11 protein-coding genes are annotated in these 16050 nt (G+C 62.4%); 5 read left to right on the top strand and 6 right to left on the bottom strand.

Annotated features, from left to right (window positions below):
- Positions 1-75: 75 nt before the first annotated feature.
- From AC5V87_RS12495 to AC5V87_RS12485, 3 genes are all read left to right on the top strand, one after another.
- Positions 76-1296, top strand: a complete 1221-nt coding sequence (locus tag AC5V87_RS12495; protein ID WP_495371147.1) for a cytochrome P450 — start codon at positions 76-78, stop codon at positions 1294-1296.
- 228 nt (positions 1297-1524) lie between these two features.
- Entirely contained in the window at positions 1525-2739 is a 1215-nt protein-coding gene (rocD, locus tag AC5V87_RS12490) for an ornithine--oxo-acid transaminase (RefSeq protein ID WP_495371146.1), read from the top strand.
- Positions 2740-3238: 499 nt separating this feature from the next.
- Positions 3239-4696: a Spy/CpxP family protein refolding chaperone gene (locus tag AC5V87_RS12485; protein WP_495371145.1), complete on the top strand. Its 1458-nt coding sequence runs from the start codon at positions 3239-3241 to the stop codon at positions 4694-4696.
- A 114-nt stretch (positions 4697-4810) separates the two neighbouring features.
- On the opposite strand, the gene AC5V87_RS12480 is transcribed toward AC5V87_RS12485, so the two are convergent.
- The 4 genes from AC5V87_RS12480 to AC5V87_RS12465 form a co-directional block, all read right to left on the bottom strand.
- Positions 4811-5047, bottom strand: coding sequence for a hypothetical protein (locus tag AC5V87_RS12480; protein WP_456839812.1), 237 nt, complete (start codon positions 5045-5047; stop codon positions 4811-4813).
- Positions 5048-5298: 251 nt separating this feature from the next.
- Complete coding sequence (locus AC5V87_RS12475) at positions 5299-7014, bottom strand: arylsulfatase (protein ID WP_495371887.1); 1716 nt, start codon at positions 7012-7014, stop codon at positions 5299-5301.
- Between the two features lie 230 nt (positions 7015-7244).
- On the bottom strand, positions 7245-8918 hold the full coding sequence (locus AC5V87_RS12470; RefSeq protein WP_495371144.1) for an arylsulfatase: 1674 nt from the start codon (positions 8916-8918) through the stop codon (positions 7245-7247).
- A complete protein-coding gene (locus AC5V87_RS12465) occupies positions 8908-9897 on the bottom strand; it encodes a formylglycine-generating enzyme family protein (protein WP_495371143.1) in 990 nt (329 codons plus the stop codon). Before AC5V87_RS12465 ends, AC5V87_RS12470 begins: the two co-directional genes overlap by 11 nt.
- A gap of 586 nt (positions 9898-10483) precedes the next feature.
- On the opposite strand from AC5V87_RS12465, the gene AC5V87_RS12460 reads away from it, so the two are divergent.
- The gene (locus AC5V87_RS12460) at positions 10484-11920 is read left to right on the top strand and encodes an outer membrane protein (protein ID WP_456839815.1); all 1437 of its coding nucleotides are present in this window, start codon (positions 10484-10486) and stop codon (positions 11918-11920) included.
- 83 nt (positions 11921-12003) lie between these two features.
- Positions 12004-13089 (top strand): SphA family protein, encoded by a 1086-nt coding sequence (locus AC5V87_RS12455; protein WP_456839816.1) that lies wholly within the window; start codon positions 12004-12006, stop codon positions 13087-13089.
- 884 nt (positions 13090-13973) lie between these two features.
- On the opposite strand, the gene AC5V87_RS12450 is transcribed toward AC5V87_RS12455, so the two are convergent.
- Both AC5V87_RS12450 and AC5V87_RS12445 read right to left on the bottom strand, forming a co-directional pair.
- The gene (locus AC5V87_RS12450) at positions 13974-14837 is read right to left on the bottom strand and encodes a sugar phosphate isomerase/epimerase family protein (protein ID WP_495371142.1); all 864 of its coding nucleotides are present in this window, start codon (positions 14835-14837) and stop codon (positions 13974-13976) included.
- Positions 14837-16042: a dihydrodipicolinate synthase family protein gene (locus AC5V87_RS12445; RefSeq protein ID WP_495371141.1), complete on the bottom strand. Its 1206-nt coding sequence runs from the start codon at positions 16040-16042 to the stop codon at positions 14837-14839. The genes AC5V87_RS12450 and AC5V87_RS12445 overlap by 1 nt, the downstream gene beginning before the upstream one ends.
- Between the last annotated feature and the right edge of the window lie 8 nt (positions 16043-16050).

The raw sequence follows: 16050 nt of genomic DNA, 5'->3' as shown, positions 1-16050 counted from the left end.
ACGACTGTAGACGGTGAGCCGAGCCGCTCGAAAGAGCGAAAACAGCATAACGGTCTCAACCGGCGAGTATGGCGGATGAACGCAAGTGCGAAAGAACTGGCGGCCAATTTCGATCTGGAGAAATTGACGGCGGAATTCTACGACGATCCCTATCCGACCTATCGTGCATTGCGGGAGAACGAGCCGGTCAAGCGTCTGCGCAACGGCACCGTGTTTCTGACCCGCTATGACGATCTCGTCACCACCTACAAGAACACCAAGTTGTTCAGCTCCGACAAGAAGCGCGAGTTCGCGCCGAAATACGGCGATACGCCGCTCTACGAGCATCACACCACCAGCCTCGTCTTCAACGACCCGCCGGCGCATACCCGCGTGCGACGCCTGATCATGGGCGCGCTGTCGCCGCGCGCGATCGCGGGCATGGAGGGCGACATCGTCAAGCTGGTCGACGGCCTGCTGGACGCCATCGCCGCCAGGGGCTCTTGCGAGATCATCGACGACTTTGCCGCCTCGATCCCGATCGAGGTGATCGGCAACCTGCTCGACGTTCCCCATGACGAACGCGGGCCGCTGCGCGACTGGTCGCTTGCGATCCTTGGTGCGCTCGAACCGGTGGTGTCGCCGGAAGTCGCCGCGCGCGGCAACAAGGCGGTGACGGATTTCCTCGCCTATCTGGAAACACTGGTTGCGCGCCGGCGCGCGAAGCCCGGCAATCCCGAGCGCGACGTGCTCACGCGTCTCATCATGGGCGAGGAGAACGGCGAGCGGCTCACCGAGAAGGAGCTGCTGCACAATTGCATCTTCCTGCTCAATGCCGGCCACGAGACCACCACCAACCTGATCGGCAACGGCCTCGTCGCACTGCACCGGCATCCGGACCAGAAGCAGCGCCTGATCGACAACCCTGACATGATCAAGACCGCGGTCGAGGAGATGCTGCGCTACGAGAGCTCGAACCAGCTCGGCAACCGCATGACCGCGGAGCGGGTCGAGCTCGGCGGGGTCATGCTCGAGCCCGGCACCTCGGTGACGCTGTGCATTGGCGCGGCCAACCGCGACCCCGCGCAGTTTGCCGACCCCGAGCGCTTCGACGTTGCGCGCACGCCGAACCGGCACCTCGCCTTCGCCACCGGCGCGCATCAATGCGCCGGCATGGCGCTGGCGCGGCTGGAAGGAGCCATCGCGATCTCACGCTTCCTGGCGCGCTTCCCGAACTACGCCGTCAGCGGCCAGCCGGTGCGGGGCGGACGGGTGCGGTTCCGCGGGTTTTTGAGCGTGCCCTGTTCGATCGGGTGAGGGCCAACAACAATAATATCGAAAACAACCCCATGCACAGTAGGGGCCGGGTCGACGAGGGACGCCCTGTGGGTTCCGCAGAACTATCTGACGTTGCGAGCAAATCCGGCCGCGCCGCGCCATTGGCGCATGAAGGCTTCCAGGGCGGCAGGCTGATACCCAAATCATGCTGAGGCCGCCGGTGCAGTCGGTTGCCAGCCACCGCGCGCCGCAACGGAGTGACGACAGATGAGCTCGTCGGTCATTGATTTCATCGCAACGGAAGCACGCTTTGGCGCCCGCAATTACGAGCCGATCGGGGTCGTCCTGTCGCGCGGCGAAGGCGTCTGGGTCTGGGATACCGAAGGCAACCGTTATCTCGATTGCCTCTCGGCCTATTCCGCGGTCAGCCAGGGCCACTGCCACCCCAAGATCCTGGCGGCGATGGTCGAGCAGGCGCACAGGTTGACGCTCACCTCGCGCGCCTTCCACAACGACCAGCTCGCCTTGTTCTACGAAGAAATCGCGGCGCTCACCGGCTCCCACAAGGTGTTGCCGATGAACAGCGGCGCGGAGGCGGTCGAAAGCGCGATCAAGTCGGTCCGCAAATGGGGCTATGAGGTGAAGGGCGTGCCGGACGGCCAGGCCGAGATCATCATCTGCGCCAACAATTTCCACGGACGCACGCTGGGCATCGTCGGCTTTTCAACCGACCCCGAGACGCGCACGCATTTCGGGCCGTTCGCGCCGGGCTTCAAGATCATCCCGTTCGGCGACGCCGCGGCGCTGGAGGAGGCAATCACCCCGAACACGGTGGCTTTTCTGGTCGAGCCGATCCAGGGGGAAGCCGGTGTCGTTATTCCTCCAGCCGGCTATTTCATGAAAGTGCGGGAGCTCTGCACCGCCAACAACGTGATGCTGGTGCTCGACGAGATCCAGACCGGGCTCGGCCGCACCGGCAAGCTGCTCGCCGAACAGCACGAGGGTATCGAGGCGGACGTCACGCTGCTCGGCAAGGCCCTGTCCGGCGGCTTCTATCCCGTCTCGGCCGTGCTCTCGAACAACGACGTGCTCGGCACGCTTAGGCCCGGGCAGCATGGCTCGACCTTCGGCGGCAACCCGCTTGCCTGCGCGGTGGCGCGCGCGGCGATGCGCGTGCTGGTCGAGGAAGGCATGATCGAGAACGCGGCGAGGCAAGGCGCGCGCTTCCTGGAAGGCCTGAAAGGCATCCGTGCCAACACGATCCGCGAGGTGCGCGGGCGCGGCCTGATGCTGGCCGTCGAGCTGCATCCCGAGGCCGGCCGCGCTCGCCGCTACTGCGAGGCGCTTCAGCGCAAGGGCATCCTCGCCAAGGACACTCATGAGCAAACGATCCGCATCGCTCCGCCGCTCGTGATCACCAGCGACCAGGTCGACTGGGCGCTGGAGCGGCTCGCAACCACCCTGACGCAGGATCTCTCTTGAGACTGCCTGCGTCGGAAGATCGCAATGCCGGCGATGGCCAACCACGAACGATTCCGCCAGCCGTGCGTTGAAGGTCGTGGGCTAATACGAGCTGGGAGCGACAATCATGCTTCCGCGTGGCGTTTGCCTGACGGCGGTTTTAGTTGGTGCCTTGATGCTGACGGCGAGCATCAGTGCCTTCGCCCAAGGACCCGGCCAGGGACATGGAAGGGGCGGGCCACCCGGCCCAGCCGCAGCGCCGGCAGCACGGCCAGCAGCACCACCGGCCATGGCCCGTCCAGCGGCGCCGCCAGCCATGGCGCGTCCCGCCGCGCCGGCGTTCCATCCCCCGGCCATGCCGCAGCGGCCGGCGATGGCACCACATCCCGCGCCGCATATTGCCTCACCGCCACCGCGCCCGGCCCCACATTTCGCTGCACCGCCGCCGCGGGCGGCCCCGCACGTGGCGGCGCCACGGCCCGAATTCCATCGGGCGCCCGCAGCACCGCAACGTCCGGCCATGGCTCCCCGGCCGACGCCGCACATCGCGGCTCCCTCGCGGCCCAGCGGACCGCCGGCCGCGAGCGAGCGGCTGTCGCGGCGCGATCAGATCGAACAGCGCGCGCAACAGCGCCAGCAACAAATCCAGCAGCGCCAACAGATCGTGCAGCAGCGGCAGCGCGAGATGCTGGCGCGCCAAACGACGCAGCGTCAGGCCCGCATCGATCGCCTGCAGCAGCGCGTGCAGCAACTCCAATCGCAGAAACCGGAAGGCGCGCGGGCGTTGCGCCAGCAGCAACGGATGCTCCAGGCGCAGAGCCGCTTGCTGAGCCGTGAACAGCGGGCGCAGCAGAGTGACCTGGCGCGCCAGCAGCGACTTGGACTGCAAGCTCCGACCGGGCGGGCGCCGGCGATCGCGGCCGCTGCCCAGGCCGTCCAGCGCGGACGGTTTGCCGAGCGCTTCCGCGAGCAGGCCCCTGCGCAAGCCCAGGCGGCGCTCACCACCCGCCAGAGCGGCTGGGCTCCCCGGCAGGCCTGGCGACATCGCCATCCCGCCGTGTTCGTGGCTTGGCTTGGGCCCGTGTTCTGGCCTTATGCCTATTCCGACATTTTCGACTACACGTTCTGGTCCTATGCCTACGAACCCGGCTATTGGGCGTACGCGTATGACGACTTCGTCGACACGGTGTTCTGGGGTGGTGACGGCCCCTATTCCGCCTATGCCAGCATCAACCCGCAGGACTACCCGCAAGCCGGCGGCAGCCGCGTTCGCCAGCGCGCCAGCGTCAGTCCGCGAACGCTCCAGCAATTGTGCGGCACACCGGATAAAGGCGTGACCGCCTGGCCGCTTGCCGACATCGCGCGGGCCGTGCGGCCGACAGCGGAGCAACGCGCACTGCTCGACGAGTTGAAGGCCGCGGCGGCCAACGCTGCCGGTGTGTTCAAGGACTCCTGCGCGGAGACCTATGCCCTGACTCCGCCTGGCCGCCTGCGCGCGATGATGAACCGCATCAGCGCGACGCTGGAAGCCGTCAAGATCGTGCGGCCGGCACTTGAGAATTTCTACAACTCGCTCAGCGACGAGCAGCAGGCCCGCTTCAACGCGCTCGGTCCCAATGTCGGCGAGCGCTCGCCACAGCAGCAAGCCAACGCCGAGGGCTGCGGCGATCCGAAGTCCGGCCTGACGCAGTTACCGATCCAAAGAATCGAGGCTGTGCTCCACCCCGCCGGCAAGCAGAAGGAGGCGCTCGACCGCCTCAGTGACGCGACAGCCAAGGGCGTTGAAGGCCTGCAGGCGGCCTGCCCAAACGACATACCGCTGACGCCGGTTGGACGGCTGGAGGCGATGCAGCACCGGCTCGAGGCCATGCTGACGGCCGCCAAGCTGGTCGAGCCGGCCCTGGACGAGTTCTACGCCACGCTGAGCAGCGAGCAGAAGGCGCGCTTCAACACGCTGCAACAGGTCGCAGGGCCGTGAACGACGTCAGGTGACGCAATCGTCTTGCTGCAAAGCTCGACGAAACTATGTATGCCGCCGCCGCGGCTCTCTGTGAGAGTGCTGCGGCACGCATACGACAGCCTCGTTCTGACCTCACGCGGCGGAAATCGTCTTCCGCCCAGCGTCATTCGCGTTTGTGATCGATTGAGACTGCTCGACCTCACTCGAGACAACGGCGTTGCGTTGCTGGAAGTGAGAAGACAACTCGAGATCGGCCAGATGATCCCAGTATTCTGCTTCTGCGAGCAGCTTCCATTTGTTCATGCTGTTGTACGCGGCCTGTTGGCGGCGCAGTGAGCTCATCGCACGCAAGCGTCGCACTTTATCCACTGCGGACCTCCCTACGCAGCTTGCTTGTTTGCAAGCGCATTTATGCTGCCACAGCTTCGAATTGGCAAGTGATAGCCCGGTGTTTGACGGTGAATCGAAGACAGCGCAATCGTCTGACTTTTCACTGAACGGCCATCGCCCGCTTTGTGCAACCGCGGCAAATGTCGCGAGGGACCAGGAAGAGACACTTCCCCCGGTGCTGCGCGGGGCGGCCTAAGAGGCCGCCCCGCCATGCTGATCATGAATCCAGGCTATTTTGCCATCGCCGCCCTGGCGGCCTCGATTTTCGCCTTCACGGAATCGAGGTTGAAGCTCGCGCCCTTCTGCATCGGCGGAAACTCGATCGCGGTCATGGCCAGCTTCTCGACCTCCTGTTGAACGAACACGAAGCGCCAGAATTCATATTTGAACCAGTCGAAGTATTGTTGCGCGCCGTATTTTGTCCCGCTATCGGGCCATCCCGTCCGCTCGAACGGATCGAGGCGAAGGTTGATCAGGTAGGGAACGTCAACCTTGGTCTTTGCACCGAGCCACCCCTCTGGCTGGTCGATGAAACGGTACTTGAAGTCGTCGATGCGCACAGCCCCAAGCTCGCTCTCGCCGAAGTACCAGATTTCGTGCCGGGCCGACGGTCCCTTGCCGGTGATCATGTCCATCTGATTGTAACCGTCCAGATGGACTTTGTAGGTGCGGTCGCCGATGTGCTTGCCCTTCTTCAGTTCCTCGACAATGTTGGGGTTGCCGGCAGCCGCCAGCAAGGTCGGGAACCAGTCCAGCCCGGAGATGATGCCGTTCTCGACCTTGCCCGCCGGCACCTTGCCCGGCCAGCGGATCATCGCCGGCGCGCGGAAGCCGCCTTCCAAGACCGTACCTTTGCTCTGCGCGAAGGGTGTCTGTCCGCCATCCGGCCAGGTGAAGACCTCGGTGCCGTTATCCGTGGTGAAGATGACGATGGTGTTGTCATCCACGCCCATGTCCTTGAGTTTTTGCATGACGATGCCGACATCGTCGTCGAGCTGGGCCATGCCGGCTTCATGAATCGACCAGCCGTTCTTGGAATTGCGCATCGCCTGGTACTTCGGCGACAAGTGCGTGACGATGTGCATGCGGGTTGGATTGAGCCATAGGAAGAACGGCTTGTTGTCGGCCTTGGCCTTTTCGATGAACTTCAGGGCAAGATCCCGAATTTCGTCGTCCACGGTTTCCATCCGCTTGGGATAGAGCGTGCCGGCGTCCTCGATCCTCTGCTTGCCGACCTTGCCCCAGCGCGGATCCACGGTGGCATCGTCCACATCGGTCGCCCACGTATGCAGCATGTTGCGCGGACCGACGACGTTCAACAGGTCCTGCGGATAACCGGGGTGAGCCGGATCTTCCATGGCGTCGAGGTGATACAAATAGCCGAAGAACTCGTCGAAGCCGTGCACGGTCGGCAGAAACTCGTTCTTGTCGCCAAGATGATTCTTGCCGAACTGGCCGGTGGCATAGCCCATGCCTTTGAGCGCGGTGGCGATGGTCACAGCCTCCGCCGGCAAGCCGGTGGGAGCGCCGGCCTGACCGACCGTGGTCATGCCGGTGCGGATCGGCAGCTCGCCGGTGATGAAGTTGGCCCGGCCTGCGGTGCAGCTCGCCTCGGCGTAGTAATCGGTAAACAGCATGCCTTCTGCCGCGATCTTGTCGAGGTTCGGCGTGCGGCCGGCCATCATGCCACGATGGTAAGCACCGATATTCCAGATGCCGATATCGTCCCCCATGATGACGACGATATTGGGCCGCTGCGCGGCCGGCGCGGACACAGGCGCCGGCGTTGGTTGCTGCGCTTGCGCGAAGCTTGTCGCGCCGACGGCAGAGAGTGCTGAAGCGGCGACGAGAGAACTACCCCTCAACAAGATATCGCGGCGTTTCAATCCTCCGCGGGTTGGTCCCGTGCTCGTGTCAGGATTTACCGGAATCTCATCGTTACTCATGACTGATCCTCTTCCTGGTGATGCACCCGAAGCCGACATGGCTTGCTGGGGTGTCGATCGGCTCGGCATTGCGCGCAGCCGGGCGATAATGGCGGCAATAGACGGGAGCGCAAGGATGCCAGCCTCCCTCGAGCACCTCGCGCATATTTCGGTAACGGCTCCTTGGTGGAGGCTCAGGTCGAAGAAAAAAGGAGCGGTGCACATCCCTAGGCGCCCGCTCATCGCGTGTTCTACTTGCCGGCGTGCGACTGCATGGCCTTCTCGATCTGCTCCTTCACGGCTTCCAGATTGAAGCTTGCGCCCTTTTGCATCGGCGGAAACTCAATCGCGGTCTGGGCGAGCTTGCCAACCTCCTGTTGCGCATGCACGAAGCGCCAGAACTGGTAGGCGAACCAGTTGTAGTTGTTTATCGAGCCCCCCTGCACATTCACCGTTAAACCGGTGCGCTCGAACGGGTCGAGACGCAGATTGGTGAGTATTGGGAAGTCGACCTTGACTGTACTTCCGAACCAACCATTTGGCTGATCCGTGAAGCGGTACTTGTAGTCGTCGATACGTATCGCGCTCATCGTACCTTCGGTGAAGTAGAAGATCTCATGGCGAGCCGAAGGGCCTTTTCCTGTGATCAAGTCCATCTGATTGTAGCCATCCAGATGGACTTTATAGGTCCGATCCCCGACCTGCTTACCCTTCTTGAGTTCCTCGACAATGTTCGGGTTGCCGGCGGCGGCCACGAAGGTCGGGAACCAGTCGAGACCGGAGATGATCGCGTTCTCGACTTTGCCGGCCGGCACGCGGCCCGGCCAGCGCAGGATGCAGGGCACGCGGAAGCCACCTTCCAGAGCTGTCCCTTTGCCGCCCGCGAACGGCGTCTGGCCGCCGTCCGGCCAGGTGAAGTTCTCGGCGCCGTTGTCGGTCGTGAACGCGAGGATCGTGTTGTTAGCGAGGCCCTCGTCGCTGAGCTTCTTCATCACGGCGCCGACGATGTCGTCGAGTTGCGCGAATCCTGCCTCGGAGACGGACCAACCATTTTCCGGGTTGCGCATCTTCTCGTATTTTTCCGAAAGGTGGGTAACAACGTGCATTCGCGTGGGATTGAGCCAGACGAAAAACGGCTTGTTCTGCTGCTTCGCCTTGTCGATGAAGGCGAACGTATTTTGGAGGATTTCATCGTCCACCGTCTCCATCCGCTTTGGATAGAGCGGGCCGGCGTCCTCGATGCGCTGTTTGCCGATCTTGCCCCAGCGCGGCTGCACTGTCGGGTCGTCGCTGTCGGTCGCCCACGAGTGGACCATGTTGCGGGGGCCGATCGTCTCCTTCAACGCCGGCGGGTAGTTGGGGTGGGCCGGGTCCTCCATCGCATCGAGGTGATATAAGTAGCCGAAGAATTCATCGAAGCCGTGTAACGTCGGCAGGAACTCGTTGAGATCGCCGAGGTGGTTCTTGCCGAATTGGCCGGTAGCGTAGCCCATCGATTTGAGAACCGTTGCAATGGTGGGCGCTTGCGCGGGCATGCCGGTCGTGGCACCGGCCTGACCGACGGTCGTTAGACCGGTGCGGATCGGCAATTCGCCAGTGATGAAGTTGGCGCGGCCGGCCGTGCAGCTCGCCTCCGCGTAGTAGTCGGTGAAGCGGATGCCTTCGCTGGCAAGCTTGTCCAGGTTCGGTGTCCGGCTCGCCATAATGCCTTGATGGTAACAGCCCAGATTGAACCAGCCGATGTCATCGCCCATGATGAATACGATGTTGGGCCGCTGGCCGGCCGGCGTCGGCTGTGCTTGGGCCAACGCCCCTTGAATTGATGCGGCTGAGCTCAATGCCGACGCTGCCGCCAGGCTTGTCGTCGCGAGCAGAACATTGCGGCGGCTCATGTCGCGGGCCTTGTTATCCTTCTCATCGCTCATCATTTGCTCCCTTCCTTATGATGCATCGAAAGCCAACGTGGCTCGTGGACGTATCCGCCGCTTCCGCATGACGCGCAGCCGGGCGATAGCGACGGCAGTAGTTCGGCGCGCAGAGATGCGAGCCGCCTTTGAGAACCTTGCGGGGAATTTTGATCCTGGGCAGAGACGGATCGTGGCTGTCTTGCTCAGGCCCGCCGCGTGGATTGTGCGGGATGCAGCACGCCTTGGCCGGATCGGGCTCATGTCTGGTGGACCACCAATCCGTGGTCCACTCCCAGACGTTGCCGATCATGTCATGAAGGCCGTAGCCATTCGGCGGGAACGCCATTACCGGCGAGGTTCGCGCGTAACCATCGCTGCTGAGATTCTCGTACGGAAATGCGCCTTGCCAGGTATTCGCCATTGGCTTGCCGCCGGGCATGAGCTCGTCGCCCCAGGCGAACTCGGCTCCGTCGAGTCCGCCGCGCGCGGCAAACTCCCATTCGGCTTCGGTCGGCAAGTCCTTGCCAGCCCATGCCGCGTAGGCCTCGGCATCGCGATAGGCAATGTGGACCACGGGATGATCGTCGAGGCCGCTGATCGAACTGCGGGGGCCGTATGGCCGGCGCCAGTTGGCGCCAAATTTGAAATTCCACCATTGCGACCAGTCGCGCAAATCGACCGGACGCTTCGGTGGCGTGAAAACCAGCGAGCCTGCCTTGAGCATGTGCGGCAGCGCGCCCGGATAGTCCTTTGCGTCAGGCCGCGTCTCCGCTGACGTCACGTAGCCTGTTGCGTTGACGAACTTGCGGAAATCGCGATTGGTGACCGGCGTCCGGTCCATCCAAAAGCCGCTCACCGAAACGCGATGGACGGGTGCCTCTTCGGCGTAGTGCCTGTCGGAGCCCATGCGAAACGTGCCGCCCGGAATCCAGACCATACCCCTCTCGCTGGGCCCATCCGACAAAGGTACGCCTGCCGCAACCCCAACGTCGTGCATGCGCTGCTCCCAGCGAATGAGTTTCAAAAAATTGCGTGGGGCACGCGCAAAAATCTCTCGGCAGCTTCCTAGCGTCGATTCTGCCGGGAACGAGCGCGGCTTAACATCTTAGTCAGTCAACATGACCAATCGAACATCTGAAGCAGTGGCACGTTCGCAGCGGCACAACCTTCCTTTGTTGATCTAGATCAATCGAGCAAGGTCGCCTCTTTCCTGCATGCACCTGAAGCCGACATGGCTTGCGGAGGTCTCGACCGGGCATTGCCTGCCGCCGGACGATGGCAGCGGCTGCAATGACAAGAGCAAGGATGCCGGCCGCCTTAAGCACCCGCGCGCACATTTCGGTATTGGATCTTTTAGGCTCAGGCGAACAAGGCGGAGCGGTTCCCGCCGAATGGATCTAGATAGATCCGAGCTGGGGCTTGGCCACGCGAGAGCCGAGAGCAGGTCTGCTAGGGCAAGCGACAACCTGGCCGAGAAATTCCTCCGAGTGTGGCCGGGGGGAGACAGTCAAAAGCATCGCCTTGTAGTTGACTATCCAGCATTGGGAAGATTTGGCAGCGTCGTTACCCGCTTTGGGGGCTCCATGAAATCATTCCTTGCAAGCGTTGCTTTGTTTGCAGTCTGCGTAAGTCTCACAGCGCGTGCCGCGGACTTGCCAGTGAAGGCTCCGCCCGCTTTACCCCCAGCCTACAATTGGTCGGGATTTTATCTCGGTGCAAATCTCGGTGGAGCGTGGACCAGCGGCAGCCTGCCTATCCCAGGTAACAACTTGTATGGCGGCATCACCGAATTCATCGGTGGTGTTCAGGCCGGCTACAATTTTCAAGCTGGCCATCTCTTGTTTGGTGCGGAAGGTGATTTCGATGGGGCGACTTTTGGTCATCCCGTGCTTCCGGCCCCGACGCTCGGCTCGGTCAGCCACAACTGGATTGGGACATTGGCAGGCCGCGTCGGCCTCGTGGAGGATAAGTGGCTCCTCTACGCCAAGCTTGGCGGCGGTTGGGTGCACAGCAATGCCACGCTGAACTTCCCCGGCGTTACCTGGCAGGGGTCCACCACCAGCTCCGGCTGGCTGACTGGAGTGGGTGTCGAGTACGGATTCAAACCGAATTGGACGCTGAAACTCGAATACGATTACATTGGGCTAGGAAGCTGGATTTCGCCCACCGTCCCGCCAATTCAGTTGAACCGTGACCTTCAAATGGTCAAGTTCGGTGCAAACTACAAATTTGAGCGCGGCATTGCCGATACGGTCGCGCCGACAAGAGCCGCGCATTCTGCTGAACCTTCCGAAAATGAAGACCTCGCCCAAAAATCGCAAAACCCTATCGCCGATCTCGTCAGTGTTCCGTTCCAAAGCAATACGAATTTCAACGCCGGGCCGTTCAACCGCACCCAGGAAGTGCTCAACATTCAGCCAGTCATACCGCTGCGCATCAACGCGGACTGGAACGTGATCTCGCGGACCATCATGCCGGTGATCAGTCAACCCAATCCGTTCTTCAACAACAACACGAATGGAATTGGCGACATTACTCAGCAGTTCTTTTTCACCCCCACCCATCCCGGCGTTCTGATCTGGGGTGTCGGTCCCGTCTTTACGGTCCCGTCCGCGACCGATCCGATTCTCGGAACAGGCAAGGTGTTGTTCGGCCCGACCGCCGTTGCCCTCGTGACGCCCGGACATTGGGTGATCGGCGTTCTGGTCAACAACCAGTGGTCAGTTGGCGGCAACCCGTTGCGCCCGCCCGTGAACGAATTTCTCGCGCAGCCATTCGTCAATTACAACATGGCGCACGGGTGGTACCTGACAAGCTCACCAGTGATCACCGCAGACTGGCTGGCAGCGCCGGGTCAGCAGTGGACCGTACCGATTGGCGGCGGCTTTGGTCGAATCTTCAAGCTTGGCGACCAGCCGGTGAGTGCAAATATAGCCGGCTATTACAACGTCGTTCGTCCAACCGGCGCGCCAAACTGGCAATTGCGAGCACAATTGTCTCTACTGTTCCCGGAAAGTTAAGAGTCGTCTTGCAACGAGTGAGATTCGGAAATTTGTGGTCGCGCAACTCTGGTGCGTTGCAGGCCGTGAAAGGGGAGATCGCGATGAAGGGCAGGAAATTGATACCAAGGCCTAGTGTCGTTTTGCGGCCGGGTTTGGCGGCAGTCGCCGCCTTGCTCGTTCTCCTCTCCAATGCGGCTCGCGCCGATGAAAATGGCATCAGCTTCTGGATACCCGGCTTCTTTGGTAGCCTCGCTGCCGTGCCTCAGCAGGCGCCGGGCTGGTCGGTGACCACAGTTTACTATCACACCTCTGTTTCCGCCGGCGGCGACGTCGCGCGGGCACGCGAGATCACGCTTGGTCGCTTTCCCGCGAATCTGACGGCCACCGTGAACGCGAACGTCAATGCGAACGTGGATCTTGGCCTTGTGGCCGGAACTTACACCTTTGCGACGCCTGTGCTGGGCGGCCAGGCTTCTGCCACCCTGTTGGCGACCTATGGCTCTAACTCCACGTCGCTGGCGGGATCGCTCGTTGGGACATTGACGGGACCGGGCGGCGGAACGCTCCCCTTCTCCCGGTTTGACAGCATCGACAGCTCGCTCATTGCATTCGGCGACCTGATCCCGCAGTTCGCGCTGCGCTGGAATGCAGGTGTCAACAATTACATGACGTACATTACCGCCGATCTTCCGGCCGGCGCTTACCAGTCGAACCGGCTGGCGAATTTGGGGATCGGGCACTGGGCGATCGACGCGGGCGGCGGCTACACCTACTTCGATCCAAAGACCGGGCATGAATTTTCGACGGTGCTGGGATTCACCTACAACTTCGTCAACCCCTCGACCCAATATCAAAGCGGCGTTGACATGCACCTCGACTGGGGCGCATCGCAATTCCTGACCAAGCAGTGGCAGGTCGGCCTCGTCGGTTACCTCTATCAGCAACTCGGCTGCGACAGCGGCTCCGGCGATCGCGTCGGCTGCTTCCGGTCGCGCGTGGTCGGCGTCGGCCCGCAGGTTGGTTACATTTTCCCAGTTGGAGACATGCAGGGGTATCTGAACCTGAAGGCCTACGGCGAATTCGCCAATGAAAATCGGCCGGCGGGCTGGAACGTCTGGCTGACGTTCAATCTTCAGCCTGCGGCGCCAACGCCGCCGACATCCACAAGGCCCAGATTCACGAAATAGCAATAGCGGTGATGCTGCCACTGGTGCCGTGCTGAAGGATAAATCCGGTGCGGCGGTAGCAACGCGATCAGCCACTCCGCAGGCGCGGGGACATGTTCGAGTTGGGTCACACTCGAAAAACTCAATCTGGGCATAATGCGTCTGCTTTCGAGCGGACGGCGTCCAAACGCCTCCCGCCGAGCCACACGTTGAGCCTGCCCTGAGGCCGTGATTCAAGCTCCCAAACTGACGCTCGAATCATGCGCTACGAACTCGCAGGTATGGAGTGGGCTGCCATCAAGCCAATGTTGCCGAACAAGCCGCGGCGGATATGCCGACCCGGCGGCGGGAAGCACTAAAGCGCGATGAGATTTGGATGAATCGTCATCGCGCTTTAGTTTGTTGTTTGCGCATGATCTTTCCGGAAAACCGCTTCGCACTTTTCCGGATCATGCTTTAAGTCTCGATCCGTTCAGTTTTGCGGAATGGCTGTAGAGCTTCTCGCGACCTCACTCGAGGCGGCAATAGCTGTCCGGGCATGTCATTGAATATGCGACCAGTCCGCCCGCTTCCGCAAATTCGCGAAGCGGACAAATTGCGAGAATTCGGCTCTTCGCCGTCAATTCGACTATCATCACAACAATGGCCCCGACGGTTGCACGTCGGGGCCATTCGAGATCAACAGGCCTGGGTACATCCGCCGCGTCTGCTGATCGTTGATGCCACGGATCACCACATCCAATCTGGCGCAGACTGTGACGCGGCTGCGGCATCGAGATGATGATATTCTGCCTGGGACTGATGGGCGTCCACCTCACCATTGGTGGTACTCCCACCGGCTTGCTGCTGCGCCAGAAGGTGCGCCGCAACAGATCGCAGGCCCCGCGGGGGCGCACTGATGTTAACTACACCACCGTCTTGTGCCGCGCGATGCAGGTGCGGAGCACCTCGTCCATCGGCTTGCCCCACCAGTCGTTGGAGAAGATTTCGATCTCCGAATAGCCGGCAAAGCCCTGCGCTTCGACTGCCTGACGCACCGATTTGATGTCGATGACGCCGTCGCCCATCATGCCGCGGTCGTTGAGGATGTCCTTGGTCGGCACCAGCCAGTCGCAGACATGGAAGGCGAGCAGGCGATCCTTGCCGGCACGCGCGATCTGGCTCATCAGCTCCGGGTCCCACCAAATGTGATAGACGTCGAGCGCGACGCCGAGCATGCCGCTCCGGCCCGGGTCGAGCCGGTCGCAGATATCGAGCGCCTGCTTCGTGGTGTTCACGCAGGCGCGGTCAGCTGCATAGGCCGGGTGCAAGGGCTCGATCGCCAGCGGCAGCTTTGCCTGCTTCGCATAGTCGAGCATGTCGGCGAGAGCTTCCTCGACCTGCCCGCGCGCCGCCACGATGTCCTTCGAGGCTTCGCTGCCAGGCCGCGAATATTGCGGCAGGCCGCCGACGACCAGCACGATGCAGGATGCGCCCATCGCCTTGGCTTCGTCGACACAGCGCCGGTTGTCGTCCCGCACCTCGCCCCGGCGCGAAGTATCAGAGGTGAACATGCCGCCGCGGCAATAGCCTGAGAGATCAAGGCCAGCGTCGCGCACCGCACGCGCGGCGCGATCGAGACCGACGGCAGCGACCTGATCGCGCCAGGGATCGATGGCGCGGATGCCGTGCCTGGCACAGGCATCGATGATCTCGACGAGATTACCCTGCTTGCGGACGGTCGCCGTGTTCAGCGACAGCCAGCGATGATCGGATGAAAAATCACGCATCAGGGTTCGATGCCGTGGATGGCGAGCAAGGTCTTCATCCGCTGCGTCGCGAGTTCGGGATTGGCGAGCAGGCCGGCCTTGTCGGCGAGACGGAACAGCTCGGCCAGATGCAGCGTGGAGCGCGTGCTCTCCTGACCGCCGACCATGGTGAAATGATCCTGGTGGCCGTTCAGATACGCCATGAACACCACGCCCGTCTTGTAGAAGCGCGTCGGCGCCTTGAAGATGTGACGCGACAGCGGCACGGTCGGCCCGAGCACGTCATGGAAGCCGGCCTCGTCGCCGGCCGCCAGCCGCGACAGCGCGTAGGATGCCGCCGGCGCGATCGCATCGAAGATGCCGAGCAGCGCGTGCGAAAAACCTTGGCTATCGCCGGCGATCAGCTCCGCGTAATTGAAGTCGTCGCCGGTGTACATCTTGATGCGCTTGTCGAGACGACGGCGCATGTCGATCTCGCGCTGCTTGTCGAGCAGCGAGACCTTGACGCCGTCGACCTTGGCGGCGTTGTTGTTGATGATGGCCACCGCAATGTCCATCGCCTTGTCGAGATCCTTGGTGCCCCAGTATCCGGCCAGGGCCGGATCGAACATGTCGCCGAGCCAGTGGATGATGACGGGTTCACGAACCTGCGACAGCACGCGGTTGTAGACCTTGGCGTAGTCGTCGGCGCTGCGACCGAGCTTTGCCAGCGCGCGCGACGCCATCAGGATGATGCGCCCGCCGACCTTCTCGACGGCCGAGAGCTGTTCCTCATAGGCCTGGATCACGTCGTCGAGGTTTTTGGCATCCTCCACCGCGAGGTGATCGGTGCCGGCGCCGGAGAACACCAGAGCGTTGCGGCGCTTGGCGGCATTGACCGAACGCGTGATCAGCTCCAGCGACGTCGGCCAGTCCAGGCCCATGCCGCGCTGCGCGGTGTCCATGGCTTCGGCAACGCCGAGGCCGAGGTCCCAGACATGCTCGCGGAAGGCGATGGTCTTGTCCCAGTCGACGGCGACCGAGAGCCAGGGGTCGTTGTCCGCGAACGGATCGGCGACCGTATGCACGGCCGAGAACGCGATGCGGTTCAATGGCCCCTCGAGCTTGGCGGGAAATGTGCGCGAGGCCGCGAGCTGGTAGGTCTCGATCGAGCGATCGGCCTTCGGCAGCTTGAGTGACAATGACGACATTGAAGGAGCGGACTTGGGCAGGACGGGCTTGTTCATGTCTGCCT

Source organism: Bradyrhizobium sp. SOJA106, assembly GCF_059448745.1.
This window is presented reverse-complemented; position numbering and strand designations above follow the sequence as displayed.